This is a genomic window from Streptomyces neyagawaensis (genome assembly GCF_023516595.1).
GTDB classification, from domain to species: Bacteria; Actinomycetota; Actinomycetes; order Streptomycetales; family Streptomycetaceae; genus Streptomyces; species Streptomyces neyagawaensis.
Genome location: NZ_JAMGBG010000019.1, coordinates 13,836 through 39,178, shown reverse-complemented (window position 1 = coordinate 39,178; position 25,343 = coordinate 13,836). Strand labels below are relative to the sequence as shown.

Sequence of the window (25,343 nt, the reverse complement as noted above, 5' to 3'; positions counted from 1 at the left end):
ATTGTCCTCAGCTCCCCGCGGCGACCGACCTCGGGTCGAAGCCGAACGGCAACTCCAGGCGGTGGGCCCGCATCAGCTCGTCGTCCGCGAGGAGTTCACCGGTGGGTCCGTCGGCCGCGATGACGCCCTCGCTGAGCACCAGCGAACGCGGGCACAGCTCCAGGGCGTACGGCAGGTCGTGGGTGACCATGAGGACGGTGACGTCCAAGGAGCGCAGGATGTCGGCGAGTTCGCGGCGGGAGGCGGGGTCGAGGTTGGACGACGGTTCGTCGAGGACGAGGATCTCGGGCTCCATGGCGAGCACGGTGGCGACGGCGACCCGGCGGCGCTGGCCGAAGGAGAGGTGGTGCGGCGGCCGGTCCTTGAACTCGGCCATGCCGACCCGGGCGAGCGCGCGGTCGACGCGGGCCTCCAGTTCGGGGCCCTTCATCCCGGCCGCGGCCGGGCCGAACGCGACGTCCTCCCGCACGGTCGGCATGAACAGCTGGTCGTCGGGGTCCTGGAAGACGATGCCGACCTTCCGCCGGATCTCCGCCATGTGCTGCTTGCCGACCGGCAGTCCGGCGACGGCGACCGTGCCGGCGCCCCCGGTGAGGATGCCGTTGAGGTGCAGGACGAGGGTGGTCTTGCCGGCGCCGTTCGGCCCGAGCAGCGCGACCCGTTCGCCCCGGCCGATGGTGAAGTCGACGCCGAAGAGGGCCTGGTGGCCGTCGGGGTAGGCGAAGGCGAGCCCGGCGACTTCGAGGGAGGGGTGTGCGGATTCCTTGGACACGGTCACAGGGTCCATCCCAGCAGACAGACGACGAGCGCGGCGAACGGGAGGGCGGAGGCGTACGACCACTGCGCCCGCGAGGCGGTCACCTCGTCGATCACGGGCATGGTGCCGGCGTACCCCCGGCTGATCATGGCGAGGTGGACGCGTTCCCCGCGTTCGTAGGAGCGGATGAACAGCGCCCCGGCGGACTTGGCGAGCACGCCCCAGTGCCGTACGCCGCTCGCCTCGAAACCGCGTGACTCGCGGGCGATCCGCATCCGGCGCATCTCGTCGGTGATGACGTCGCCGTAGCGGATCATGAAGGAGGCGATCTGGACGAGCAGCGGCGGCAGCTTGAGGCGTTGCAGCCCGAGGAGGAGTTCGCGCAGTTCGGTGGTGGCGGCGAGGAGGACGGACGCGGCGACACCGAGGGTGCCCTTGGCGAGGACGTTCCAGGCGCCCCACAGTCCGCCGACGCTCAGCGACATGCCGAGCACCTCGACCCGTTCGCCCTGCGCCACGAACGGCATGAGCAGGGCGAAGGCGACGAACGGCACCTCGATCAGCAGCCGCCGCAGCAGGAACCCGGCGGGCACCCGGGCGATGCCCGCGACCGTGGCGAGGAGCACCGCGTACAGCGCGAACGCCCACATCGCCTCGCGCGGGGTCGACACGACGACGACCACGAAGGCGAAGACGGCCGCGAGTTTGGTGTGCGGCGGCAGGGCGTGCACCGGCGAGTGCGCGTGCCGGTAGAGCTTGTGGGCGTGACCGGCGCCCATGTCAGACGCTCTCGGGCAGGGAGGACGGGGAGGTCGTCTCGGTCTCGCCGGCCCGGCGCCTGCGCACGGCCCAGAAGATCCCGGTGCCGGCGACGACGGTGACGCCGACGCCGATCACGCCCGCGAGACCACCGGAGAGCCGGGCGTCGGTGAGGCCCTTCACGCCGTAGTCGGCGAGCGGGGAGTCGGCGGCCGCGTGGTCCTCCACCTTGGCGTCGATGCCCTTGTCGGCGGCGACCTTCTCCAGCCCGTCCGGGTTCGCGGAGGCGTAGAAGCTGACGACACCGGCGAGGAGGAGGGAGGTGCCGAGCCCGGCGAGGAGGAGCTTGCGGGGCGACCGGGCGGCCACCGGCACGGGCGCGGGACCGGCGGCGGGGGCGGCGTCGACGAGCTCGCCGTTCACCCGGAGCTTGAGCGGGGCGGTCAGCCCGCGGGCGCCGTGCACGAGGTCCGGGCGTACGGCGATGACGGCGCCGACCGTGGCGGCGGTGATCGCGGCCTCGCCGATGCCGATGAGGGTGTGCACGCCGACCATGGCGGTGAGGACGGAGCCGAGCGGCACGTCCGTGGTGCCGCCGATCGCGTAGACGAAGGTGAACGCGACGGCCGCGGCGGGCACCGAGAGGAGCGCGGCGACGAAGGCGGAGACGGTCACGGAGCGGCGCTTCCTCGGCAGGACCTTGACCAGCCCGCGGAAGACGGCGTACGCCACGACGGTGGTGACGACGGCCATGATGGTGATGTTCACGCCGAGCGCGGTCAGGCCGCCGTCGGCGAAGAGGATGCCCTGCATGAGGAGCACCACGGACACGCACAGCACCCCGGTACAGGGGCCCACGAGTATCGCGGCGAGCGCACCTCCCAGCAGGTGTCCGCTGGTGCCGGCCGCGACCGGGAAGTTCAGCATCTGCACGGCGAAGATGAACGCGGCGACCAGTCCGGCGAGCGGCGCCGTCCGCTCGTCCAGCTCCCGGCGCGCCCCGCGCAGGCTGACGGCGACAGCACCTGCGGCAACGACACCGGCGACCGCCGAGACGGGGGCATTGATGAATCCGTCGGGGACATGCATGCGAGGGCTCGCTCTCCGGATCGCCCGGTGGCGATCGCATCCGGCTGCGCGTGGCTGGAACCTTACGATGATAGGGCCTTATTGCGAGGGTCTTGCAAGAGCGCCTTCACTTCGAATAGCGAACGGATCGCCAGTGCCTGGTCGGCCCGACACTCTCCCCCACGGGCGGATGGCGGAAAATATGCGACATTGGAGGGGCACGGAGAGCGGATCAACAGCTTCTGCTTGGGTCACTCAGCGTGAGGAGCCGCCCGATGTCTGTCACCGTCGAGCAGTACGCCCGGGCTCATGTCGTCACGGACTCCCCCGAGGACCGGGACACGGTCCCCGTGATCCTCCGCTACGACCCCGACGGCGGCCCCACCGCCGTCCACGTGGGGCTGCCCGGCCCCCACGAGTGGACGTTCCCCCGCGACCTCCTCGAACGCGGCCTGCGCACCCCCGCGACCGCCGGCCCCGTCAGCATCTGGCCCTGCGGCCGGGTCCAGGCCGTCATGGAGTTCCACTCCGCCCACGGGGTCGCGGTGATGCAGTTCGACACGAAGGCCCTGATCCGCTTCCTCCGCCGCACGTACACGGCGACGCCGGTCGCGCACTGAACACCGGCGGTCGCGTAGGGGACGCCGGCGGGTCGCGCACTGAACACCTGCGGTCCCGCTGAACGCCGGCCATCCGGTCGAGCGGCATGACCGGATGGCCGTCGAGCAGAATGACCGGATGGCCGATGAGATGCACAAGAGCGGGCTCGCGGCGCCCAGTTCACTCCGCGGGCTGTGGGTGGTACGGCACGGGCAGAGCACCGCGAACGTCGCCTTCGCCGAGGCCGAGCGCACCGGCTCGACGGAACTGCCGGTCCCCGGACGGGACACGGACGTCCCCCTGTCTCCACTGGGACGTGAACAGGCCCGGTCGCTGGGCGACTGGCTCGCCGGGCTGGACGAGGGGACGGGGCCGGACCTCGTGGTCTGCTCGCCGTACGCGCGGGCCCGGGAGACCTGGCAGGTCATGGCCGCGCACCCACGGGTGACCCCGCCTCCGCTGCTCGTCGACGAGCGCCTGCGGGACCGGGAGATGGGCATCTTCGAACTGCACCCACCGGGCGCGCTGCGGGCCCGCGCCCCCGAGGAGGCCGCGCGACGGGCCCTGCTCGGCGAGTGGGCGTACCGGCCGCCGGGCGGCGAGGCGATGGCCGATGTCGCGCTGCGCGTACGGGACTTCATGACGGAGCTGGACCGGGCCGCGCCCGGACGGCGGGTGCTGCTCGTGGCGCACGACGCGATCGTCATCACCCTCCGCTTCGTCCTGGCCGGCCTGGGCGCGCCCTCCCCCGACACACTGCCGCCGGTCCCCAACGCGTCGGTCTCGTGCTGGAACGGCACAGGCGGACGGCTGAAGCTGGTGCGGTGGGGCGACACCGCGCACCTCGCCTGAACCACCGCCCCCTCGGCGCACGTCTCTGACGGCGACCACGACTCTGGCGGCGACCACCCCTACGACGCCGACCACGACTCGACCAGTACCTACGACGACGTCTCGATGACGACGGAGGGACACCCCATGACGGAGCAGCCCGATTCCGAGCCCGTGCTCTCGCGGGTGGAGCCGCTCGGCGGCGGCCTGTACGCGGATGAGCCCTACGAGGCGGCCCTCGGTGACCTGCGCAGGACCGTCGGCGAGGTCTCGGCGGCCCTGCGCGACGCCGCCGGAGCCACCCGCGAGCACCTGCTCGCACGCCAGCGGGAGCTGAACCGGCTCCAGTTGGGCCTGCGCCCCGACGACACGGACGCCCTGGCCGACGCGCACGCCCTGTGCCACCGGGTCCGTACGGAACTGGCCCGACTGCCGGGCGGCGACGCGTGAGCCGGTCGCCGAACGACCCCGCGACGTCGACGGGGACATCGGCGGGGACGCCGAAGGGGCCGGCCCTCGAAGGGCGGCTGCCCCTCGCCGAGAACCAGCGGATCTTCCGCGAGGAGATCGCCCCCGTCTTCCTCGACGGCTGCGCGCCGCAACGGGCCCCGGTCGCCGTCATCGTGGCCGGGCAGACCGGCGCCGGGAAGACCGCCGTGACCCGTATGGTCAAGGACGCGCTGGACCGGGGCGGTCCCTCGGCCTGGATCAACATGGACTTCTACAACCCGCACCACCCGGAGTACGCCCGCTGGCAGGCCGAGCGCCCCCAGGAGGCGGACGCGCTGGTCCGCCCGGACGGCGACCGCTGGTGGGAGCAGGCCCAGGACCTCGCCCTCTCCCGCGGCTACAACATCCTGCTCGAATCCGCGATGGTCACCCCGGCCGAGTACGAGGACATCTGCCGCCGCATCCGCTCGGCGCGGCTCCCCGACGGGGTCGCCCCGTACCGCATCGAGACCGCGTTCGTGGCCGTGCCCGGCCCCGTCAGCCGACTCGGCGTCATGACCCGCTACCTCGACGAACTCCAGCGGCACGGCCACGGCCGCCTGGTCGACCCCGACATCCACGACGCGGCACTGCGCGGGGTCGTACGGGGCGCCGCCGCCCTGGAACGGGAGGGCCTGGGCGACTTCGCCTCGGTGCTGCGCCGGGGCGGGGAGACCGTGCACATGCAGCACATCGCCCCCGGTGGCCCCTCCTCCGACGTCACGGGGACGCCAGGGGCCGGGGCGTCGCTGGTGGCGGCCGTCGAGCGGGAGCACGCGCGCGTGCAGACGACCGCCGAGGCGGCGCAGTTCGTGGCGCGGCACGCGGCGGCGGTCGTGACGGCCCCCGACTACGCCCTGCCGGAACTGGACCGCATCGCCCGCTCCGCCGCGCCGATCCTGCCGGCGCCCGAGGCCCCGTGGCGCGCCGTGGCCGATCGCGCGGCCGCGCTGCGCACGGCGGAGCCGCCGCACCGGCCGGAGCCCACGCTCCTGGCCCGCGGCGATCACGAGGTCATCGACCTCCTCGCCCACAACCTGGCCGAACGACACATCGCCGTCTCCCGGGGCGACACCAACCCGGCGACCGCCGCGCGACACGAACACACCACCGACCGCCTGCTCGGCGAACTGTCCCGCCGCTCCGCCCTGCCCCCGGAGGCCCGCGGCGCCGAGGAAATTCACCGCCGGGCCCTGCGAGCGGACCCCATGCCTCAGGCGACCCCGCCACCGGCCCGACAGGGGCCGGGAACGGGAACGGGAACCGGGGTTGGCGCGGTCGCGGGGGCCGCGGCAGGCTCAGGCGCCACGGCCAGGGCCGACGTAGGTACCGGAACCGGGGCCGGGACCGGGAGCAACCCCACCGCGGCCGCCGCGGCGGCACGCAGCCGGTCGGTGGTCGCTCCCCAGACACCGACGAGCGGTACGCGTACGCCCACCGCCCCTCCCCGCGCCCTCCCGGCCACCCGTCCCGCCGAACCGCCGCCCGGACGCGCCCGCTGACCGGCGGCCCGAACCGCCCACCCGTCCCACACGGGCCACACCAGCTGTCCCGGCTACACAGGAACCGTGAGATTCGCCGTGTATCCCTTCTCCACGCTGCCCTTCATCGTGGCCAGCTGCTGGTCGTAGCCGTCGCTGAAGATGCCGTCGGTCTCCAGGGAGAGCTCGCTGAGGTGGGTGACGCTCTGGCGGTAGCCGTCCGTCGCGTAGACGGTGTCGCACACGTCCTTCGGGAACGCGAGCTGCGACGTGACCACGATGTCCTGCGCGGCGGTGGCGTCGTCGAGACTGTCGTACACCTCGAAGTGGATGTGCGGCCAGCGGCCGGTGTAGCAGCCCGGGAAGACCGACGTGAAGGTGACCTGGCCCTTGGCGTCGGTCTCCTGCACGCCGCGCAGGTAGTTCTCGTCGGTGACGCCGTCCGAATAGAGGGAGTAGCGGCCCTCCCGGTCGCAGTGCCAGAGGTAGACGGCCGCGCCCTTCTTCGGCGTCCCGCACCCGGAGTCCGCCGCGACGACGGTGAGGGTCACCGTCAGCGGTACGCCCTCGGCGACACCGTTCGCCGGGCCGATGCTCCTGGTGATGTCCCGGCGGACGACACCGCTCTCCCTGAGCACGTCGGGCCCGTTGGAGCCGTCGCCGGGGTACGGGCCGGCCGTCTCCGTCGGGATGGTCTCGCAGTCGGCGGCGGACGCGGACGAGCCGGAGGGCGACGAGGAGGACGCCGACGACGTCCCGCCCGACTCGTCCGAGGAACAGGCCGCCACCAGGGGCACCATGCTCGCCCCGGCCAGCAGCCGGATCATGCGCCGCCGCGCCAGCACCGGCAGATCGTAGGAGAGCCCTCGATCGAACTCGTCAACATGGTCATGCCCGTGACTGGGACCGTGGCTGCGGCTGCGGCTGTGCGGTGTGTCGCTCATGGTGGAGGCCTGCGCGCTCTCTGTTCCGTCCGTCATGCCACGCGCGATGCTACGAGCCCAACCTGTGGAAAGTTCGAGTTCCTTGCTCGGCGGCGTCACGCGGTGGGACCGTCACGCCCCGACCTCCCCGTCCACGCCCTCCCTCAGGAGGTCCGCGTGGCCGTTGTGGCGGCCGTACTCCAGGAGGACATGGACCATGACCATCCGCAAGGAGACCTCCTCGTCCCAACGCGGCTGGCGGCCGGTCAGGTCGAGGGAGGGGGCCGCGCCCTCAATACGGCGGGAGTGCTCCACCTCCGCCTCCCACGCGGCGAACGCCTCCGCCCGTGTCGAGGCGCTGTCGTCGTACGCGGCCTGGAAGTCGATCTCGTCCGACCAGACCATGGGCGCGTCGTTGTCCTCGAACACCCGGCGGAACCAGGCCCGTTCCACCTCGGCCATGTGGCGGACCAGCGCGAGCAGCGACAGCGTCGACGGCGGCATCGACCGCTGTCGCAGCTCCGTGTCGGTGAGGCCCTCGCACTTCATGGCGAGGGTCGCGCGGTGATAGTCGAGGAAGGCCCGCAGCGTCTCCCGTTCGGATCCGAAGTGGGGCGGCCCCACCCGCTTGTCCTCGGCCATCGGCCGTCCTCCTCGTTCTCGGGTTCCCCGAAGCCGTCGGGAGCCGTGCCCGTCCGACGTCGGGTGTGTTCAGAGAATCTTGTCGAAGAAGGTGCGGATGTCGGCGGCCAGGGTCTCCGGCTCGTCCATCCCCACGAAGTGGTGGCCCGGATTGGACTCGGGCCAGTGCACGATCCGGTTGTCGCGCTCGGCGAGGCGGCGGACGGCGGGCGGTCCGCAGTACACGCCGGTCGGCACCTGCCGTTGCCCCTCCGGCCAGGTGAACTCGTCCCGCTCGTACATGAACCAGGACGACGTGCCGGACGTCCCGGTCAGCCAGTAGAGCGTGACGTTGGTGAGGAACAGATCGCGGTCCATGCCCTGGACGCCGAAGTCCCGGAACTTCTGCATCATCCACGCGAGCTGGGCGACCGGGGAGTCGTGCCAGCCGTACGCGAAGGTCTGCGGGGTGTGGCGGAGCAGAGTGTGGTGGTCGACCCCGCCCTGCGACCACTGCTGGATCATGTCGTACAATGCCCGCTCGTCCGGCGTCAGTTCGGGCAGGTCCTTCTCGGTCGGGAAGCCGAACCCGCCGTTGATGTGGACGCCGATGACATGCGCGGGGGCCGCGCGGGCCACCGCGGGCGCCAGGTACGCGCCGAGGTCGCCGCCCTGGGTGCCGTAGCGGTCGTAGCCGAGGCGGCTCATCAGCTCGGCCCACATGCGGGCCACCCGGTCGACGCCGAAGCCGGTCTCGCGCGGGCCCTCGGAGAAGGCGAACCCGGGGACGGACGGGGCGACGACATGGAACCCGCGCTCGGTCAGCGGGCCGATCAACCGCGTGAACTCGACGACCGAGTTGGGCCAGCCGTGGGAGAGGAGCAGCGGCACGGCGTCCGGCCGGGGCGAGCGGACGTGCAGGTAGTGGACGTCGAGGCCGTCGATCGTGGTGAGGTACTGGGGGAACGCGTTGAGCCGGCGTTCGTGGGTCCGCCAGTCGTACGCCGTGCGCCAGTACTCGGCCAGTTCCTTGACCTCCGCCACGGGGACTCCCCGGTCGGCCCCCTCGCCCGGCAGCTGTCGCGGCCAGCGCGTGCGCGCCAACCGGTCGTTCAGGTCGTCCAGTTCGGCCTGCGGGATGTCGATGCGGAAGGGGCGGACCTGCGTGTCCATGATCGCTCCGGTTGCCTCGGCATGGGCTGGTACGACCAGGCTAGGAGCCATATAGGCCAGGTCTTGTCCTCTATCGCCTCGGCGCGCCTCCATCGGCCGCCCCCGGGGGCATGCGGCCGGTGAGGGCTCCCCGTCCCCACGGGGCCCTCACCGGCGGTTCTGCGGGGAAGCCGTCGCGTCAGGCGCGCACGAGTTCCTCGTCCCGCTTCCTGCCCTTGGCGGCGTCGCCCCGCGTGCGCAGGCCCTCGCCCTCGACGTCGACGTTGGGCAGCGCCCGGTCCAGCCACTTCGGCAGCCACCAGGCCTTGTCGCCGAGCAGGGCGAGGACGGCCGGGACGATGGCCATCCGGACCACGAAGGCGTCGAAGAGGACCGCGACGGCGAGGCCGAAGCCGATCATCTTGACCATCGACTCGCTGGAGCCGATGAAGCCCGCGAAGACCGCCATCATGATGACCGCCGCGGCCGTCACCACCCGCGCCCCGTGCCGGAAGCCGGTGACCACGGCCTGTCCGGGACGCTCGCCGTGGACGTACGCCTCACGCATCCGGGTCACCAGGAAGACCTCGTAGTCCATGGCGAGACCGAAGACGACGCCCACCATGAAGATCGGCATCATCGACATGATCGGGCCGGTCTCCTCGACGCCCACCACGTCCGCCAGCCAGCCCCACTGGAAGACCGCGACCACAGCGCCGAGCGCCGCCATCACGCTGAGCAGGAAGCCGAGGGCCGCCTTCAGTGGGACGAGGACGGAACGGAAGACCACGATCAGCAGCAGAAAGGCGAGGCCGACCACCAGGACCAGATACGGCACGAGCGCGTCGTCGAGCTTCTGGGAGACGTCGATGTTCATCGCCGTCGCGCCGGTGACCAGGACGTTCGCGTCGGAGTCGGCCTTGATCGCCGGTCCGGCGCCGCGGATCTCGTGGACCACGTCCTCGGTCGCCACGGACGACGGCTTGGAGTCGGTGACCACGGTGATCATCGCCGTGTCCCCGGCCTTGTTGTACGTCGCCGGGGTGACCGTGACGACGCCCTTCATGTCCTTGACCTCGTCGGACACCTGCTTGACGGCGGCCTTCGGGTCGCTGGAGGACTTCGCGTCGACCACGACCATCAGCGGGCCGTTGGAGCCGGGGCCGAAGCCCTCGGAGAGGAGGTCGTAGGCGCGGCGCTGGGTGGTGGACGTCGGCTGGGAGCCGTCGTCGGGCAGGCCGAGTTCGAGGGAGCTCGCCGGGATCGCGGCGGCGCCGAGGCCGATCACGGCCACGAGCAGCACCATCACCGGCCTGCGGACCACGAAACGGGCCCACCGCGTCCCCATGTTGGGCTTCTCCATGTTGGGCTTCTCCGCCGCGACGCCCCCGCCGGCCGGGGCCTTCGCCGACGCGCCCTCGGTGCCACCGGTCCTGGCCGACGCTGCCACGCCGCCACCGATCCTGGCCGACGCCCTCTCGGTGCCCTTGACCTTCGCCGACGCCCGACCGCCGCCCATCCAGCGGGCCTTGTGCCCCGCCGGCCGGACCTTGGCGCCCGCGTAGCCGAGGAGCGCCGGGACCATGGTGAGGGCGATGAGGACGGCGACGGCGACCGTGCCCGCCGCCGCGACGCCCATCTTGGTGAGCATCGGGATGTTGACGACCGCGAGGCCGACGAGGGCGATGACGACGGTCAGTCCGGCGAAGACCACGGCGGAGCCGGCCGTACCGGCGGCCCGGCCCGCGGCCTCCTCGCGGTCGCGGCCCTCGGCGAGCTCCGCGCGGTAGCGGGAGACGATGAAGAGGGCGTAGTCGATGCCGACCGCGAGGCCGATCATCATCGCGAGCGTCGACGTGGTGGTGCCGAGGTCGAGGGCGCTCGCCAGCGCGGTGATCGAGGCGACGCCGATGCCCACGCCGACGAGGGCGGTCAGCAGCGGCAGCCCGGCCGAGACCAGCGAGCCGAAGGTGATGACGAGGACGACCGCGGCGACCGCGATGCCGATGATCTCCGTGGACCCGGTGTGCGGCACGGCCTGGAGGGCGTCACCGCCGATCTCCACGGTCAGCCCGCTGTCCCGGGCACCCTCGGCGGCGTCCTCCAGCGCGTCCTTGGAGGCGTCCTTCAGCTCCATGCCGGAGACCTCGTACCGCACCTGGGCGTAGGCGATCGTGCCGTCCTTCGAGACCGACCTGCTCTTGAACGGGTCGGTGACGGAGGTGACCTCGGAGCCGGTGTCCAGTTCCTTGACGGTCCGCTCGACGGCCGCCTTGTTCGCGGCGTCGGCCATTTTCTCCCCGGAGGGCGCCTTGAACACGACGCGTGCGGTGGCGCCGTCGGCGTTCATGCCGGGGAAGCGCTGGTCCAGCAGGTCGAAGGCCTTCTGCGCCTCGGTGCCGGGGATGGAGAAGGAGGACGAGCCCGCGGTGGGCGCGGAGGCGGCGCCGACGCCCGCGAGGGTCAGCAGCGCGACCCAGATCAGGGCGACGAAGTGTCGTCGCCGGAAGGCGAGTCGGCCCAGTTTGTAGAGGAAGGTGGCCACGGGCGGTACTCCCGTTCGTCAGGTCGTGGACATGCAGGAGGGCAGGGGTGATCGGCCCGTGTGCTGCTGTACCGGGGAGTACGCGAACAGGGTCGATCGGCCCGACGACGTGAGCGGTGGCGTCAGGTGGGGCTCAGCCGCGTGTCACGCGGCGATGGCTCGGGGTGCGTCAGTCGGTCGGTACACCGAGGGCGGGGAGGACCACGGCGTCGATGTACGAAACGAGGAAGGCCTGGGTCGGAGGCAGCTCTTCGAGCAGCGTCCGGGTCACGAAGGCACCGAGCATCATGTGCATCACGAAGTCGAGCGCCGGGTTGTCCGGCCGGACCTCACCGCGTTCGACCGCGCGTGCCAGCAGCCGCTGGAACTCGGCGACCTGCGGTTCGATGAGGAACTCCCGGAAGGCCACCAGAAGCTCGGGGTTCGTGTGCACCGCCATGGCCAGGCCCCGCATGAGCGCGGAGTTCTGCGCCATGACGCAGTCGTCCTCGCGCCGCGCCAGGGCGTGCAGGTCGCCGCGGAGGGATCCGGTGTCGACGGCACAGGCGCCCATCGACTTCTCCTTGCCGATCGCCTTCGCGACCAGCTCGGCCTTGCCGCCCCACTGGCGGTAGAGGGTGGCCTTGCTGGACCTGGTGCGGGCGGCCACGGCGTCCATGGTGAGGGCGTCGTAGCCGACCTCCCGGAGCAGGTCGAGCACGGCCGCGTACAGCTCGGCCTCGCGCTCGGGCGTGAGTCGACTGCGGCGCGCCGTCGCGGTCTCAGTCATCCCACTCTCCCCACTCCCACTGGACGTTCGAGACGACAAGGCTACCGGTCATGTGCCGGGGCACAGGCCGGTCGACCCGCTTCTCGAACGAAACGGTTTCGTACGCTTACGAAGATACCCCGAGCCTTAAAGAAACGAAACGGTTTCGTTCGTGTCTTGAGTCACGGACCCCCTGTCACGGACCCCCGGTCACGGCCTCCCGGTCACGGGCCCCGGGTCACGGGCCCCGGGTCACGGGCCCCGGGTCACGCGCCCCGCGGCGCCTCCCCCGGACCGCCCGCACCCGCCCCGCCCTCGAACCGCCCCCCACCCTCCCCCCGAACGCCCCGCGCACAAGTTGCCGCGCCCCCCGACCCGGCAAAGCATGGGGAGGTGAGCGACTCATACGAGACCGGAACCGGCCGGGGCACCCCCGGCTACCTGCGCTTTCCCCACATCGGCGGCGACCGCGTCTGCTTCGTCGCCGAGGACGATCTGTGGCTGGCCCCGCTCGACGGCTCCGACCGTGCCTGGCGCCTCACCGTCGACCGTACGAAGGTCGCCACCCCGCGTTTCTCGCCCGACGGCCGCCACATCGCGTACACGAGCTGGCGCAGCATCGTGCCGGAGATCCATCTGGCACCGGTGGACGGTGGCGGGCCCGCGCGCCGCCTCACCCACTGGGGCAGCCCCGACACCGAGGTCTGCGGCTGGACGCCCCCCGACGAGGAGGGCCGCTCCGACATCCTGGCCGTCGCCTCGCACGGCGAGCCCTTCTCCTACTACACCTGGGCGTACAAGGTCCGCCTCGACGGCGACCCCGGCCGCAAACTGCCCTGGGGGCCCGTCTCCGCCCTCCAGGTCGCCGAGATCGACGGCGAACGCCGCACCCTGCTGCTCACCGGCACGCCCCCGCACGAACCGGCCTCGTGGAAGCGCTACCGCGGCGGCGCCATGGGCCGCCTCTGGCTGCACGGCGAGCGGCTGCTGCCCGACCTCGAAGGGCATCTGCACTCCCCCATGTTCGTCGGCGGCCGTATTGCCTTCCTCTCCGACCACGAGGGCATCGGCAACCTCTACTCCTGCGCGTACGACGGCTCCGACCTGCGCCGTCACACCGACCACGACGCGTTCTACGCCCGGCACGCGGCGAGCGACGGCAGCCGGGTGGTGTACCAGTGCGCGGGCGACCTGTGGATCGTCGACGACCTCGCCCCCGACGCCGTGCCCCGCCGGCTCGACATCCGCCTCGGCGGATCGCTCACCGGGCGGCGGCCGTACCAGGTGCCGGCCGCGCAGCACATCGACGGTCTCTCCGTCGACGAGACGGGCCGGGCCAGCGCCGTCGTCGTCCGCGGCAGCCTGTACTGGCTGACCCACCGCGACGGACCCGCCCGGACCATCACCGACACCCCCGGCGTCCGCGTCCGGCTGCCCGAGATGCTCGGCTCCGGCGGCCAGGTGGCGTACGTGACGGACGCCGACGGCGAGGACGCCGTCGAGATCGCCTACCTCCCCCGCGCCACCGGCGACCGCGAGCCCCGCCGTCTCGCCTCCGGCGCGCTGGGCCGCGTCCTGGAGATGGTCGCGGACCCGGCGGGCGAGCGTCTCGCCCTCGCCGCGCACGACGGCCGGCTGCTGCTGCTCGACGCCACGGAGGAGTCCAACGGCGAGGTCACCGAGATCATCACGTCCCTCAACGGGCCCGTCCGCGACCTCGCGTTCTCCCCCGACGGCAGTTGGCTGGCCTGGTCCCATCCGGGCATCGGCCGCAGTCTGCGCCAGATCAAGATGGCCCGCCTCAAGGACCGGCTGATCGTCGACGTCACGGGCGGCCGCTTCGAGGACGAGAACCCGGTGTTCACCGGCGACGGCCGCTATCTGGCGTTCCTGTCCTGGCGCGGCTTCGACCCGGTCTACGACGTCCACACCGGCGACCTGTCCTTCCCCCTCGGCTGCCGTCCCTATCTGGTCCCGCTCTCCTCCGCCACGCCCTCCCCGTTCGCCCTCAACCCCGACGGCCGTCCGGTCGCCGGGGGCATGGACCCCGGCGAGGACGAGGAGACCGGCGGCGCGGTCACCGTGGAGGTCGAGGGCCTGGAGAACCGCGTCACGCCGTTCCCCGTCACCGCCTCCAAGTACTCGGCGCTGTGCCCGGTGAACGGCGGCGGTCTGGTCTGGCTGCGCTGGCCGATCTCCGGCGCCCTCGGCGAGACCTTCGCCAACCCCGACGACATGACCGGGCGCCCGACCCTCGAGTACTTCAACATCAGCAAGGCGAAGAGGTCCGAACTCGTCTCCCACCTCGACTGGTTCGCGATCAGCGGCGACGGCACCCGTCTCGTGGTCGTCGACGAGGGCGACCTGCGGGCCGTGCCCTCCACCGAGTCCGGTGACAGCGACAGCACCGTCTGGATCGACCTGCGGCGCATCATCCACGAGGTCGACCCGGCCCCCGAGTGGCGCCAGTCCTACGCCGAGGCGGGCCGGCTGATCCGCGCCTACTTCTGGGACCCGGACATGAGCGGCATCGACTGGGACGGGGTCCTCGACCAGTACCGGCCCCTCGTCGAACGGGTCGCCTCCCCCGACGAGTTCGCCGACCTCCTGCGCGAGGTCCTCGGCGAACTGGGCACCTCCCACGCGTATGTGTCCCCCGCCCGACGCAACGAGGGCCCGCCCCACTACCAGCGCCGCCAGGGCCTCCTCGGCGCCAACTTCGTCCGCCGGGACGACGGCTGGCAGGTCCGCCGGGTCCTGCCCGGCGACTCCTCGGACTCCAAGGCCCGCTCCCCGCTCGCCGGTACGGGCATCCGCGAGGGCGCCGTCCTGACCCATGTCGACGGCCGCCCGGTGGACCCGACGACGGGCCCGTTCCCCCTGCTGGCGGGCGCGGGCGGTACGACGGTGGAGCTGACGTTCACCCCGGCGGAGGGCCAGGGTCGCGCGCGCCGCGTGGCCGTGGTCCCGCTGCTCGACGAGCGCCCCCTGCGCTACCAGGACTGGGTCGCCAAACGCCGCGAGGTCGTCCATGAACTCAGCGGCGGCCACTGCGGCTACCTCCACATCCCCGACATGGGCGGCTCCGGCTGGGCCCAGTTCAACCGCGATCTGCGCATGGAGGTCTCCCGCCCGGCCCTGATCGTGGACGTGCGCGGCAACGCGGGCGGCCACATCAGCGAACTGGTGGTGGAAAAACTCAGCCGCAGGATCATCGGATGGGACCTCACCCGGGGCGCGCAGCCGGTGTCGTACGCCTCCAACGCGCCGCGCGGGCCGGTGGTCGCGCTGGCCGACGAGGCGACCTCGTCCGACGGCGACATGATCACGGCGGCCTTCAAGCTGCTGGAACTCGGCCCGGTCGTGGGCCTGCGCACCTGGGGCGGCGTCGTCGGCATGACCGGCCGCCACCAGCTCGGCGACGGCACCGTCATCACGGTCCCCATGAACGCCGCCTGGTTCGACGCGTACGGCTGGTCCATCGAGAACCGAGGCGTCCTGCCCGACGTCGAGGTCCACCGCACCCCCCTCGACTGGGCCGAGGGCCGCAACTCCCAGCTCAGTGCCGCGGTCACCCTCGCCCTGGACCTCCTCAAGACCCATCCCGCCGCGAGCCCCCCGGACTACAGCAACGTGCCGGACAGGTCCCGCCCCAAGCTGCCGCCGAGGAACGTCGGCTGAGAGAGCCACCGGCGAGGACCGGCGGCCGAGAAGCTGCCGGCGAGGACCGGCGGCGGACATGAGAACGGGGTGCCCTCCGTGAAGAGGGCACCCCGTTCAGGACCTCAGCGGACGCTCGACTCAGATGTCGTAGTCCTGCTGGAACCGGTCCTCGGCGTCACGCAGGTCGCGGTCGCGCTCGTGCTCGCCCTGCGGCTGCCGGCCGCGCTGCCCAGGCTGCTGCTGAGCCCGCTCACGCTCCTGACGCGCACGCTCCTCGGGGGACAGTCGCTCCGACTCCTGCGGAGCCCGCCCGGCCTTCTGCCGCGCCTGGTGCTTGAGCTGCTCGCTCTTCTCCTGGAACTGGTCCTTCATGCCCATGTGGTTTCACTCCCAATGTGGGTGAGGGGATCGGGCCTCGACCAGACAAACACGGGCGGACATTCAACGCATTTCGATCACTCACTCACGGTCACCGACCACCCGGCGCTCCCGTTCGTCAGCGGCACCTCCCGCCCCCACCAGCCCGGTCGGCACCCCCCGCAGCCGCCCCTCGAACCGCCGCACCTCACGCGGCCCGAACGCCCCGATGAGCCCCGGCAGATACCCGCGTACGCCCTGCATGCCCCGCAGCCACCACTGCCCGTAGACATGCCCGGACCGCCGTTCGATCCCGGCCACGATCCGGTCCACGGCCGGACCCAGCGGATAGGTCTTCCCGGCCGGCCACGGCAGCCGCTCCCTCAACTCCCGCATGGCGTGCTCCTGATCGGCCCCGCGCACCATGTCCGTGTCGGTCCATGACAGATACGCGACCCCGACCCCCACGCCCTTGTGCCCGACCTCGGCCCGCAGACTGTGCGCGTACGCCTCGACGCCCGCCTTGGACGCGCAGTACGCCGTCATCATCGGCGCCGGGGTGATCGCGGCGAGGGAGGCGATCTGCAGCAGATACCCCCGGCTCTCCACGAGCGCGGGCAGGAACACCCGCCCGGTCACGGCCGATCCGACGAGGTTGACCTCGATGACCCGCCGCCAGGCGTCCGGGTCGGAGTCGACGAAGGGACCGCCGTTGGCGACACCCGCGTTGGCGACCACGATGTCCACCCGGCCGAAGCGCTCCTTCACCTCGGCGGCGACCCGCGTCATCGCCTCGTGATCGGTGACGTCGGCGTGCCAGAACTCGCTCTCGCCGTAGAGGCGTTCACCGACCCCCTTCAACTCGTCCGGCTCCAGCCCGACGAGCGCGACCTTCGCCCCGCGCACCGAGAGCTTGCGGGCGAGGAGTTCCCCCACGCCCCGCGCGGCCCCGGTGACCACCGCGACCCGCCCCTCCAGGACGTTGCCCCTGCTGCCGCCCCTGCTCATGCGCCCGCCTCCTCCAGCTCGTCCCGCTCGGTCCGTGGTCCGTACGCCGTCACCAGCCCGCGTATCCGGGCGGTGACCGCCTCCGGGGCCTCCACCGGCGACATGTGCCCCACACCCGTCAGCTCCGTCACGCCCACGCAGTCCGGCAGCGCGGCGGCCAGCGTCCGCGCATGCACCGGCGGGGTCATCCGGTCCGCCGTGCCGACGAGGACGGCGGCCGGCACCGTCAACGCCCGTACACCGTGGTCGAGGTCGAGCGTGTCGAGGACGCGCGACCAGGCGTGCCGCACCCGCGCCGGGCACGCGTGCACGATCCGCGCGCACGCCTCGACCATCGTCGGCGACGCACCGGGGCCCATGGTGGCGTACTTCAGGATCCGCCGGGCGACCGGTGTGACCGGCCCGAGCGGCGCCCGCGACCCGAGGACCTTGGCGGTGAGCCAGGTGCGCGTCCGTCCGGGGCGGCCGGGCACGACGAGCGCCTCGGACACCAGCTTCGAACTGCCGGTGCTGCACAGCAGTACCGCCGCCGCGTGCTCCCGGACACCGGCCCGTGCCCCGGCCGCCATCAGCGTCATCCCTCCCATGGAGTGCCCGACGAGCACGGCCTTCTCGCCGGGTGCGAGCGTCGCCGCGAGCACCGCCTCCAGGTCGTCCGCGAGGGCGTCCGTGCCACACAGGGCGGAAGCGGGGCTGCGGCCGTGGCCGCGCTGGTCGTAGGCGATCACCCGGTGGTCGACGGCGAGGTCCCGGATCTGCGCCGCCCAGAACGCGGTCGAGCAGGTCCAGCCGTGCACGAGCACCACCGCGGGCGCGTCGTCCGGCCCGTGGGTCTCCACGTGCAGCCGGGCGCCGTCGGCGGACACGGCCGTCAACTCCCGTACGGCGACGGGCGGGGCGTAGGGCCCGTGCTTCACATGGGTCAGTCGGGTCACGCTCCGGCCTCCACCTTCGTCGCCTCGGTCGCGGTCGTCCCCCGGGCCTTCCCCGTGCCGGGCGGCGGCACCCGCAGCACCTCGTACTCGGCGAGATCCACCCGCCGGGTGGCGCCGCGGAACTCCGTGGTCGTGCCGGGCCAGATGGTGGTGTTGCGGCCGTGCGCGTCGAGGTACCAGCTGGTGCAGCCGCCGGTGTTCCAGACGGTCCGCTCCATACGCTTCTGCACGCGCAGGTTCCAGGCGTCCACGGCGTCGACCCGGGCGTCGAGGGCGACCCGGCCGCCCAGCACGTCCAACTGCCGCAGGAAGTCCGCCATGTAGTTCAGCTGGGACTCGATCATCAGGATCATGCTGGAGTTCCCGAGGCCCGTGTTGGGCCCGATGATCGTCATCCAGTTCGGGAACCCGGCGGCCGACGCACCGCGCAGTGCCCGCATCCCGCCGTCGGCCCAGGACTCGGCGAGGGTCCGGCCGTCGGCGCCCACGACCCGGTCGGCGATGGGCATGTCGGTGACGTGGAACCCGGTGCCGAAGACGATCGTGTCGACCTCGGCGGTGGTCCCGTCGGCCGCGACGAGCGTGGAGCCCTCGACGCGGGCGAGCCCGGAGGCGACCACGTCGACGTTCGGCCGGGTGAGCGCCGGATAGTAGGTGTTCGACAGCAGGATCCGCTTGCAGCCGATGCGGTAGTCGGGCGTGAGCTTGGCGCGCAGGTCCGGGTCCTTGATCGCCCGTGCCATGTTCCGCCGGGCCATCCGCTCCACCAGGCCCAGCTGTTCGGGCCGCTTGGTGAAGGCCTGCACCTGGAGCTCCCGGATGCCCCACAGCAGCCCGCGCCGGGCCTGCGTGGTGAAGGGCAACTGCCGGTGCAGCCACCGCTCGGCCCGGCTGATGTCACGGTCGACGCGGGGCAGCACCCACGGCGGGGTCCGCTGGAACAGGGTCAGCCGCCCGACCTCGGGCTGGATCGCGGGCACGATCTGGATCGCCGAGGCGCCCGTGCCGACCATCGCGACCCGCTTGCCGCGCAGGTCGTAGTCGTGGTTCCAGCGCGCGGAGTGGAACACCTCGCCGGGGAACGAGTCGATGCCGGGCACCTCGGGGACCTTGGGATCGGAGAGCGGCCCGGTGGCGGAGACCACGACATCCGCGGAGAACCGCCCGCCGCTGGTCTCGATCTCCCAGCGCAGCCGTTCCCCGTCCCAGCTCATCCGCTTGACCTCGCAGTGCGGCCGGATGTGCGGCCGCAGCCGGAAGACATCGGCGACATGCTCCAGATACGCCCGGATGTGCTCCTGCCCGGAGAAGGTGCGCGGCCAGTCCGGGTTGGGCGCGAAGGAGAACGAGTACAGGTGCGACGGCACGTCACAGGCGCACCCCGGGTAGTCGTTGTCCCGCCAGGTGCCGCCGACCGAGCCGCCCCGCTCCAGCACGACGAAGTCGGTGATCCCTTCCCGCCGCAGCCGTACGGCGGCGCCCAGACCGCCGAACCCGGCCCCGATCACCGCCACCCGGACGTGCGGGTGGGAGGGCTCACCCCCGCCCCCGTCCGCATGCCCCTGCCTGTGCCCCTGCCCCTGCTCGGCCATCCGGTACCTCCACGCCTCATCGCGTGCGCACACCGCGTCCGCACCCTGCGTCCGCACCTCACGTCCACGCCAGTAATCACTGGCGTGATGGCGAGAGTAGGGCAGGACCGTACCGATGGGTAGGGGTTGGGTGCTGCCGAGTTACCGCCGGTACAACATAGGCTTCCCACGTGGCAGCAGACGGCGAGCGACGCGAGTACCGCATGGAGGAGCTGGCCAGGGAGGCCGGCATCACCGTACGCACCCTGCGCTTCTACCGGGAGCGCAGACTGATCCCGCCGCCCCGCCGCGAGGGCCGCATCGCCTGGTACGACGACACGCACCTGGCCCGGCTGCGCACGATCTCGGCCCTGCTGGAACGCGGCCACACCCTGAACGGCATCGCGGAACTCGCCGAGGCCTTCGACCAGGGCCGCGACGTGGGCGAACTGCTCGGCCTCGGCGAGCCCACCGAGGAGACCCCGGTCCGCCTCACCCCCGAGGCCCTCGCCGACCACTTCGGCGACCAGGCGACCCCCGAGAACCTCTCCGCGGCCCTCGACCTCGGCTACCTCGCCACCGACGGCGGCGAGATCGTCCACATCAGCCGCCGCCTCCTCGACGTCTCCGCCGCCCTGGTCCGCGAGGGCATCCCCCTGGCCGACGTCCTCGCCACCGGCCGCCAGGTCCGCACCCACGCCGAGGCCCTGGCCACCCTCTTCACCGACCTCATCCTCAACCACCCCGACCACACCCCCGAAGACCTCGAACGCCTCCGCCCCCTGGCGAAGAGCGTGGCGGAAGCAGAACTGTCGATGGCCCTGGACCGACGCCTGCGGCAGCAGGCCTGGGCCGACACACCCGATCGGTCCGCGAAGCCGCAGGACATGGGCCCCGGCTCCTCACACACATGAGCCTTCGAGCAGATGCACCCCATCGGGTCCCATCGGGTCACATGGGGCCCGAACACAGACTCATGCAGGTTCGCCACCCAAGAGTGAGATCGAAAGGCCCCGGCGGCTGTGCCACCAGCCCCGGGGTGTGGCCGACACTTGCAGGAGTCCTGACCAGTACGAAGCCATCGTGTGGGCCCGTGTGGATCGGGCCGTCCGATCCACGGAACACCTGACCGAGTTGATCACGTGGGGGCGTGTGCAAGCCCGGACACTCGTCTTCGGAGTCCCGGAAAGCGATCGCCCCATTGCCGTGACGCCTGCGACGGACGGCTCCGTCATCGACAGGTGCATGGAACTGGCCCATGCCGCCGAGCAGGAAGCACGCACCATCTCGTCGCGACTCACCAGCAGTCACGAGGTCCTGCGGGCAGCCGGTCGCTACGCCGGCGGACTCGTCCCCTTCGGATACCGGAGAGCACCTCACCCTTCAGGCAGTGGCTGGTCTCTGACCCCCGCCCCTGAGACCGCCATCCTCGTCGGCATGATCGTGGCCGACGTGCACGCCGGGCTGTCCCTGATCGAGATCGCCCGTGGTTTGAACGAGGCGGGCGTGCCCGCCCCCAGGGACCGGCACGCGCAACTCCAGGGGCGTCCCATGGGCGGCCGTCGCCACGGCCGCGACTTCGAGCACTTCCGCTGGACATCGGGCACCCTGTCCAAGGTGCTGCGCAGCCCGTCCTCATGGGTCATCGCACACACGGTGGGCAGACGGTTCGCGATACGTCCGGTGCTCCCGTACTCATCGGGGAGCCGCTGCTGTCCGACAAGGAGTTCCACGCACTGCAGGACACCCTTCTGGCCCGCTCCAACGGCACCCGCCGCCCGAGGCGCGGGACGACTTCCCTGCTCACAGGCATCGCGCACTGCGCGGGGTGCGGAGGACGCATGTACTTCGCCAGGCGCAAGGGCTACGCATACGGCGATTACGTATGCCGCGCGACCGCACGCGGCGAGGTATGCCCCGCCCCCGCAGCGATGCGCTCGGACTGGCTGGAGGCCTTTACAGTCGACCGCTTTCGTGAGGCCGCCGGAATGGACGCAGAGAGATCGATCAGCCGCTCGACTCTTCTTGAGGGTGGCGCGCGAGTCACCGTCGGCAAAGGCCGCTCCGGCGGTGGACCTTCCAGGCCGGCGGGTCCGGACACCTCGCGGCTGACCTTCACGTTCCCACACGCCCAAGTGGGCCACGGCGACTGACGCGGCGCGGTCCGGATCTCAGAGGGCGCACAGCGGTGTCTGCGTGCCCTCTGCTCCGCTCTCCCGTTCGCGTCACATCTCGAAGACCACCGTCACGGGCGCATGGTCCGACCATCGCCCCGCGTGGGTGGCGGCACGCTCGACGACAGCCTTCACCGCCCGAGCCGCCAGACGAGGGGTCGCCGCGGCGAGGTCGATGCGCCATCCGCTGTCGTTGTCGAAAGCCCTCCCCCGGTACGACCACCAGGTGTACGGGCCTTCGACGTCGGGGTGCAGGGCGCGCACGACGTCGACGTAGCCGCCGTCGGCCTCGTCGAAGACGCGGTCGAGCCAGGCGCGCTCCTCCGGGAGGAAGCCGGAGTTCTTGACGTTGCCGCGCCAGTTCTTGAGGTCGGCCTCGCGGTGGGCGATGTTCCAGTCGCCGCACACGACGACCTCACGCCCGTCGGCGGCGGCCCGCTCGCGCAGTTCCTTCAGATAGGGGAGGAACTCCCCCATGAACCGCACCTTCTCGTCCTGCCGCTCGGTCCCGACCTCACCGGAGGGGAGGTAGAGGCTGGCCACGGTGACGCCGGGCAGATCGACCTCGACATAGCGTCCGGTGCCGTCGAACTCGGCCGACCCGAACCCCACCCTCACCCGGTCGGGTTCACGCCGGGTGTACAGCGACACCCCCGCGCGCCCCTTGGCGGCGGCCGGCGCGTGCACGACGAACCACCCGTCGGGCTCACGCACCGCCTCGGGCAGCTGTCCGGGCTCGGCCCGCACCTCCTGGAGGCACAGCACATCCGCGGTGGTTTCGCCGAGCCACTCCACGAAGCCCTTCTTCGCGGCGGCCCGGAGCCCGTTCACATTCACAGAGGTCACAGTGAGCACCGCTGCACGATACCCGTACATTGGACTGTGTCCAGATTCCGACCAGCCCGCTCACCCTCCTCGGCACATGCATAGTTGTACGATGCACGACATGATTATCCGTCCCGTACGCTTCGACCACCCCGACGCAGTCAAGCTGAACGACGAGGTCCAGGCCGAGTACGCCGTCCGCTACGGCGACGGCGGGGACGCCACCCATGTCGACCCCGCGCACTTCATGTCGCCGGCCGGGCTGTATCTGATCGCCTACGACGGCCACGACAGACCGGTCGCGACGGGCGGCTGGCGCTCCCAGGACGCGAGCGACGAGGGCTACCTCGACGGGGACGCCGAGATCAAGCGCATGTACGTCACCCCGGCCGCCCGCGGCCTGGGCCTGGCCCGCCGCATCCTGACCGAGCTGGAGACCGACGCCCGCGCGGCCGGCCGTACGCGCATGGTCCTCGAAACGGGCACGAAGCAGCCCGAGGCCGTCGCCCTCTACGCCTCCAGCGGCTACGAGCCCTGCGCCAAGTTCGGCTACTACCGCTTCCACGAACTGAGCCTCTGCTTCGCGAAGCCGCTCTGACCGGGACGGGACGGCACGGAACGGGCCGAGCCCGGCGGCGGGAGAATCCCGCAGGAAAATCCCCATGCTGCCGTCACCCCCCGCCCCCTACCGTGACCCCGTGAAAGAGAACCGCCGTCTGCGCCGCATGGTCGTGGGTCACACCACCTGGCTCTGGACGGTCCGCCGACGCTCCCACCGCGCTCACGGCCACTGCCGGCTGAAGCTCACGCTCTACCCGGAGGGTCCCGGGCGCCGCCGCCTGGTCCTGGTCTTCGCGCCGGCCGAGAACCGGACCGTCTCCAGCTGTTACTTCGCGGCCGGCGACCTGGTCCGCCTCCCGGACCACACCTGGCTCAACCTCTACGAACCCGCCACGGTCCGCCGCCTCCTGGACGCCGCGTCCCCCGCCCTGGACCGCTTCCCGTCCGCCCACACGGTCGAACTGGACGGCTGGCCCTACTTCGACACGATCACGGCCCCGACGCCCACCGCTTCCACGGCAACCGCCTGACAACACGTCAGAGCCCCCAGTGGTGATACCACTGGGGGCTCTGAGCTGCGTGGACCTGAGGGGATTTGAACCCCTGGCCCCCTCGATGCGAACGAGGTGCGCTACCGGACTGCGCCACAGGCCCTTGCAACGAGTGAAACTCTAGCATCCCCATCCGGCTGCTTGGAAATCCGTTCCCGGTGGGCCGCCGATCCCCTTCCGGCCGGCTCGTGGCTGGTCAGGGAGTGGGCGGACCAGGGGGCCGGGAGTCACTCGTTGGCCGCCCGGGGGCGGTCGCCGTCCTCGTACTGGTCGAAGAGCGGTGTGCGGCCGCGTTCGCGGGAGCGGCGTGCGGACGCGGCGCGGCGGGCGTCGGAGCGGCCGCCGTCGGGGGTGTCCGCTGCCTCGGGCGGCCCGGCGTCGGCAGGGTCCTCCTCGGCGGCGGGCTCCGACTCGGCCTCCCGCGCGCCGACGTGCGGGTCGGCCGCGCTGGAGCGCGCGGAGCTCCACGCGTCCGGTGCGCCGAGGTCGACCCCGGAGGTGGCCCGGGGGGCGACCGGCGCGGTGACGTAGGTAGGGAGCGGAACGGGGACCGGGTCCCAGCTCTCGCCCTGGCCGGGCTTGCGCTGACGCTCGCGCTGCTGGTCGATCCACTCGGCGTGGTCGGTCTGCTCGACGAGGGCCCGGCGGTCGGCCGCGAGGGCGTTCAGGTCCGGCCTGGTCTCCTCGTTCGTCTCTGGCCCGTCCTCCGGCTCGTCGGCGTCCACCGCTTCGGTCACCGGCCGCCGCCTGGGCTGCCGCTCCCGCAGTTGCTGCGCCGCCACCTCGGCCCGCCTGCGGTCCATGACGTACGCGAACCGCTTGCGCTCCTGGCGGCGCAGATGCGCGATGTACGCGCTCAGCAGCACCGCGGGGACGGCAGGCGCCCACAGGAAGGCGAGTCCGCCGACCGCGGCGACCACCGCGCCGAGGGTGAAGGCGAGGAAGAGCATCACGGTCGTACGCCGCCGGCGCGCGAGCACCTTCGTGCGCCGGGCCCGCGCCTGGGCCTCCGCCGAAGCCGCCTTGCGTGCGGCCGCCTTCCGCTTGCCCGCCTGCGAGGGAGAGGAGGAAGAGGAAGAGGAGGGCGGCGAAGTGGGCGAGGCGGCTGCCGCGGACTTCGCGCGGGCGGCGCCCTGCATCCCGGCTCCGCCCTGCACCCCGGCCGCGCCCTGCGCCCCGGCCGAGGCCTGCGCGGCCATCGGCTTGCCTGCGCCGGCCTGCTGGGGCATCGGCTTGCCCTGCGGGCCGGCCTTGCCCTGGGGCGCCGGTTTCCCGGGCTGCTGCTGCGCCTGCTTCGGGTGCTGCGGTGACTCACCCCGCTCCACGGGGAGTTGAGCCTTCGTGTGCGCCCGGTGCGGGGGCATGGCGAAGGCCCGGACGTCCACCGAGTGGGTGACGGCGTCCGGATCGGCGTCGAGCTCCCCCTCGTCGGTGGAGCGCGCCCGCAGGTCCTTGGCGTATCGGCGCTCCATGCCCGCCCGTCCGGAAAGCAGCCGGATGGCGGTGCTGAAGCGTTCCGTCGGACGGGCTTCGTTCAGCTCGTCCTGCCTACGGAGCCACATCGGCACCAAGTAGGCGGCCCAGGCCCCGACGATGACTGCGTAGATGAGGCCGCTGCTGCTCACGCTCACACCGTAGAGGGGTTTGCGTGGGGCCATCTGCCAATTGGGCCGGTGTGTCGCACGATCTGGCTGATATTTCGAGCTTTTTTTGTGACCGATCCG

The 25,343-nt window shown here is 72.0% G+C and carries 23 protein-coding genes, 1 tRNA gene and 1 pseudogene; 10 read left to right on the top strand and 15 right to left on the bottom strand.

Going from position 1 to position 25,343, the window contains the following annotated elements; all coding sequences use genetic code 11:
• Positions 1-7: 7 nt before the first annotated feature.
• The 3 genes from M8J73_RS10280 to M8J73_RS10270 are packed head-to-tail and all read right to left on the bottom strand — an operon-like array spanning position 8 to position 2,605.
• Positions 8-787: an energy-coupling factor ABC transporter ATP-binding protein gene (locus tag M8J73_RS10280; RefSeq protein WP_055540483.1), complete on the bottom strand. Its 780-nt coding sequence runs from the start codon at positions 785-787 to the stop codon at positions 8-10.
• A complete protein-coding gene (gene cbiQ, locus M8J73_RS10275) occupies positions 775-1,536 on the bottom strand; it encodes a cobalt ECF transporter T component CbiQ (protein WP_055540484.1) in 762 nt (253 codons plus the stop codon). Before cbiQ ends, M8J73_RS10280 begins: the two co-directional genes overlap by 13 nt.
• 1 nt (position 1,537) lies before the next feature.
• Positions 1,538-2,605 (bottom strand): energy-coupling factor ABC transporter permease, encoded by a 1,068-nt coding sequence (locus tag M8J73_RS10270; protein WP_055540485.1) that lies wholly within the window; start codon positions 2,603-2,605, stop codon positions 1,538-1,540.
• 254 nt (positions 2,606-2,859) lie between these two features.
• Between M8J73_RS10270 and M8J73_RS10265 the strand changes: the two genes are divergently transcribed.
• The 4 genes from M8J73_RS10265 (at position 2,860) to M8J73_RS44745 (ending at position 6,006) form a co-directional block, all read left to right on the top strand.
• Positions 2,860-3,204, top strand: coding sequence for an SsgA family sporulation/cell division regulator (locus M8J73_RS10265; protein ID WP_055522317.1), 345 nt, complete (start codon positions 2,860-2,862; stop codon positions 3,202-3,204).
• Between the two features lie 118 nt (positions 3,205-3,322).
• Positions 3,323-4,036 carry a histidine phosphatase family protein gene (locus M8J73_RS10260; RefSeq protein ID WP_240501527.1) on the top strand — a complete coding sequence of 238 codons (714 nt, stop codon included), beginning with the start codon at positions 3,323-3,325 and terminating at the stop codon, positions 4,034-4,036.
• A gap of 126 nt (positions 4,037-4,162) precedes the next feature.
• Positions 4,163-4,465: a hypothetical protein gene (locus M8J73_RS10255; RefSeq protein WP_055540486.1), complete on the top strand. Its 303-nt coding sequence runs from the start codon at positions 4,163-4,165 to the stop codon at positions 4,463-4,465.
• On the top strand, positions 4,462-6,006 hold the full coding sequence (locus M8J73_RS44745) for a zeta toxin family protein (protein WP_274757627.1): 1,545 nt from the start codon (positions 4,462-4,464) through the stop codon (positions 6,004-6,006). The genes M8J73_RS10255 and M8J73_RS44745 overlap by 4 nt, the downstream gene beginning before the upstream one ends.
• Positions 6,007-6,059: 53 nt before the next feature.
• Here M8J73_RS44745 and M8J73_RS10240 read toward each other — a convergent pair whose 3' ends face one another.
• From M8J73_RS10240 to M8J73_RS10220, 5 genes are all read right to left on the bottom strand, one after another.
• On the bottom strand, positions 6,060-6,929 hold the full coding sequence (locus M8J73_RS10240) for an intradiol ring-cleavage dioxygenase (RefSeq protein WP_249828548.1): 870 nt from the start codon (positions 6,927-6,929) through the stop codon (positions 6,060-6,062).
• Positions 6,930-7,040: 111 nt separating this feature from the next.
• The gene (locus M8J73_RS10235) at positions 7,041-7,550 is read right to left on the bottom strand and encodes a DinB family protein (RefSeq protein ID WP_055537614.1); all 510 of its coding nucleotides are present in this window, start codon (positions 7,548-7,550) and stop codon (positions 7,041-7,043) included.
• A 69-nt stretch (positions 7,551-7,619) separates the two neighbouring features.
• A complete protein-coding gene (locus M8J73_RS10230) occupies positions 7,620-8,702 on the bottom strand; it encodes an epoxide hydrolase family protein (RefSeq protein ID WP_055537615.1) in 1,083 nt (360 codons plus the stop codon).
• A gap of 178 nt (positions 8,703-8,880) precedes the next feature.
• The gene (locus tag M8J73_RS10225) at positions 8,881-11,226 is read right to left on the bottom strand and encodes an MMPL family transporter (protein ID WP_055537616.1); all 2,346 of its coding nucleotides are present in this window, start codon (positions 11,224-11,226) and stop codon (positions 8,881-8,883) included.
• 169 nt (positions 11,227-11,395) lie between these two features.
• Positions 11,396-11,995 carry a TetR/AcrR family transcriptional regulator gene (locus M8J73_RS10220; protein WP_055537617.1) on the bottom strand — a complete coding sequence of 200 codons (600 nt, stop codon included), beginning with the start codon at positions 11,993-11,995 and terminating at the stop codon, positions 11,396-11,398.
• Between the two features lie 372 nt (positions 11,996-12,367).
• Here M8J73_RS10220 and M8J73_RS10215 point away from each other — a divergent pair, with 372 nt between their 5' ends.
• Positions 12,368-15,655, top strand: coding sequence for a S41 family peptidase (locus tag M8J73_RS10215; protein WP_055537806.1), 3,288 nt, complete (start codon positions 12,368-12,370; stop codon positions 15,653-15,655).
• Between the two features lie 120 nt (positions 15,656-15,775).
• On the opposite strand, the gene M8J73_RS10210 is transcribed toward M8J73_RS10215, so the two are convergent.
• From M8J73_RS10210 to M8J73_RS10195, 4 genes are all read right to left on the bottom strand, one after another.
• The gene (locus M8J73_RS10210; RefSeq protein WP_055537807.1) at positions 15,776-16,015 is read right to left on the bottom strand and encodes a hypothetical protein; all 240 of its coding nucleotides are present in this window, start codon (positions 16,013-16,015) and stop codon (positions 15,776-15,778) included.
• An 81-nt stretch (positions 16,016-16,096) separates the two neighbouring features.
• On the bottom strand, positions 16,097-17,002 hold the full coding sequence (locus M8J73_RS10205; protein WP_249828504.1) for an SDR family oxidoreductase: 906 nt from the start codon (positions 17,000-17,002) through the stop codon (positions 16,097-16,099).
• On the bottom strand, positions 16,999-17,937 hold the full coding sequence (locus tag M8J73_RS10200) for an alpha/beta fold hydrolase (protein ID WP_055542493.1): 939 nt from the start codon (positions 17,935-17,937) through the stop codon (positions 16,999-17,001). The genes M8J73_RS10205 and M8J73_RS10200 overlap by 4 nt, the downstream gene beginning before the upstream one ends.
• Positions 17,934-19,529 (bottom strand): flavin-containing monooxygenase, encoded by a 1,596-nt coding sequence (locus tag M8J73_RS10195; protein ID WP_249828503.1) that lies wholly within the window; start codon positions 19,527-19,529, stop codon positions 17,934-17,936. The genes M8J73_RS10200 and M8J73_RS10195 overlap by 4 nt, the downstream gene beginning before the upstream one ends.
• 203 nt (positions 19,530-19,732) lie before the next feature.
• Between M8J73_RS10195 and M8J73_RS10190 the strand changes: the two genes are divergently transcribed.
• From M8J73_RS10190 to M8J73_RS45230, 3 genes and pseudogenes are all read left to right on the top strand, one after another.
• On the top strand, positions 19,733-20,422 hold the full coding sequence (locus M8J73_RS10190; protein WP_055539633.1) for a MerR family transcriptional regulator: 690 nt from the start codon (positions 19,733-19,735) through the stop codon (positions 20,420-20,422).
• A gap of 331 nt (positions 20,423-20,753) precedes the next feature.
• Positions 20,754-21,080, top strand: a pseudogene (locus M8J73_RS45235) (recombinase family protein); the annotation flags it as partial.
• Positions 21,081-21,145: 65 nt separating this feature from the next.
• Positions 21,146-21,661, top strand: coding sequence for a recombinase zinc ribbon domain-containing protein (locus M8J73_RS45230; RefSeq protein ID WP_308408342.1), 516 nt, complete (start codon positions 21,146-21,148; stop codon positions 21,659-21,661).
• A gap of 72 nt (positions 21,662-21,733) precedes the next feature.
• Here the strand turns inward: M8J73_RS45230 and M8J73_RS10175 are convergent, their stop codons facing one another.
• Complete coding sequence (locus tag M8J73_RS10175; protein WP_079054929.1) at positions 21,734-22,558, bottom strand: exodeoxyribonuclease III; 825 nt, start codon at positions 22,556-22,558, stop codon at positions 21,734-21,736.
• Between the two features lie 70 nt (positions 22,559-22,628).
• Between M8J73_RS10175 and M8J73_RS10170 the strand changes: the two genes are divergently transcribed.
• On the top strand, positions 22,629-23,105 hold the full coding sequence (locus tag M8J73_RS10170) for a GNAT family N-acetyltransferase (RefSeq protein WP_055539634.1): 477 nt from the start codon (positions 22,629-22,631) through the stop codon (positions 23,103-23,105).
• A 100-nt stretch (positions 23,106-23,205) separates the two neighbouring features.
• The gene (locus M8J73_RS10165) at positions 23,206-23,598 is read left to right on the top strand and encodes a hypothetical protein (RefSeq protein ID WP_240501370.1); all 393 of its coding nucleotides are present in this window, start codon (positions 23,206-23,208) and stop codon (positions 23,596-23,598) included.
• Between the two features lie 50 nt (positions 23,599-23,648).
• Here M8J73_RS10165 and M8J73_RS10160 read toward each other — a convergent pair.
• A tRNA-Ala gene (locus M8J73_RS10160) sits at positions 23,649-23,722 on the bottom strand.
• Between the two features lie 124 nt (positions 23,723-23,846).
• A complete protein-coding gene (sepX, locus tag M8J73_RS10155; RefSeq protein WP_055539636.1) occupies positions 23,847-25,244 on the bottom strand; it encodes a divisome protein SepX/GlpR in 1,398 nt (465 codons plus the stop codon).
• Positions 25,245-25,343 lie beyond the last annotated feature (99 nt).

Bases quoted from the DNA above. Each gene is read 5' to 3' on its own strand.
- M8J73_RS10280 (WP_055540483.1), bottom strand. From the start codon at position 787: ATGGACCCTGTGACCGTGTCCAAGGAATCCGCACACCCCTCCCTCGAA.
- cbiQ (WP_055540484.1), bottom strand. From the start codon at position 1,536: ATGGGCGCCGGTCACGCCCACAAGCTCTACCGGCACGCGCACTCGCCG.
- M8J73_RS10270 (WP_055540485.1), bottom strand. From the start codon at position 2,605: ATGCATGTCCCCGACGGATTCATCAATGCCCCCGTCTCGGCGGTCGCC.
- M8J73_RS10265 (WP_055522317.1), top strand. From the start codon at position 2,860: ATGTCTGTCACCGTCGAGCAGTACGCCCGGGCTCATGTCGTCACGGAC.
- M8J73_RS10260 (WP_240501527.1), top strand. From the start codon at position 3,323: ATGGCCGATGAGATGCACAAGAGCGGGCTCGCGGCGCCCAGTTCACTC.
- M8J73_RS10255 (WP_055540486.1), top strand. From the start codon at position 4,163: ATGACGGAGCAGCCCGATTCCGAGCCCGTGCTCTCGCGGGTGGAGCCG.
- M8J73_RS10240 (WP_249828548.1), bottom strand. From the start codon at position 6,929: ATGAGCGACACACCGCACAGCCGCAGCCGCAGCCACGGTCCCAGTCAC.
- M8J73_RS10235 (WP_055537614.1), bottom strand. From the start codon at position 7,550: ATGGCCGAGGACAAGCGGGTGGGGCCGCCCCACTTCGGATCCGAACGG.
- M8J73_RS10230 (WP_055537615.1), bottom strand. From the start codon at position 8,702: ATGGACACGCAGGTCCGCCCCTTCCGCATCGACATCCCGCAGGCCGAA.
- M8J73_RS10220 (WP_055537617.1), bottom strand. From the start codon at position 11,995: ATGACTGAGACCGCGACGGCGCGCCGCAGTCGACTCACGCCCGAGCGC.
- M8J73_RS10210 (WP_055537807.1), bottom strand. From the start codon at position 16,015: ATGGGCATGAAGGACCAGTTCCAGGAGAAGAGCGAGCAGCTCAAGCAC.
- M8J73_RS10205 (WP_249828504.1), bottom strand. From the start codon at position 17,002: ATGAGCAGGGGCGGCAGCAGGGGCAACGTCCTGGAGGGGCGGGTCGCG.
- M8J73_RS10195 (WP_249828503.1), bottom strand. From the start codon at position 19,529: ATGGCCGAGCAGGGGCAGGGGCACAGGCAGGGGCATGCGGACGGGGGC.
- M8J73_RS10190 (WP_055539633.1), top strand. From the start codon at position 19,733: ATGGAGGAGCTGGCCAGGGAGGCCGGCATCACCGTACGCACCCTGCGC.
- M8J73_RS45230 (WP_308408342.1), top strand. From the start codon at position 21,146: ATGGGTCATCGCACACACGGTGGGCAGACGGTTCGCGATACGTCCGGT.
- M8J73_RS10175 (WP_079054929.1), bottom strand. From the start codon at position 22,558: ATGTACGGGTATCGTGCAGCGGTGCTCACTGTGACCTCTGTGAATGTG.
- M8J73_RS10170 (WP_055539634.1), top strand. From the start codon at position 22,629: ATGATTATCCGTCCCGTACGCTTCGACCACCCCGACGCAGTCAAGCTG.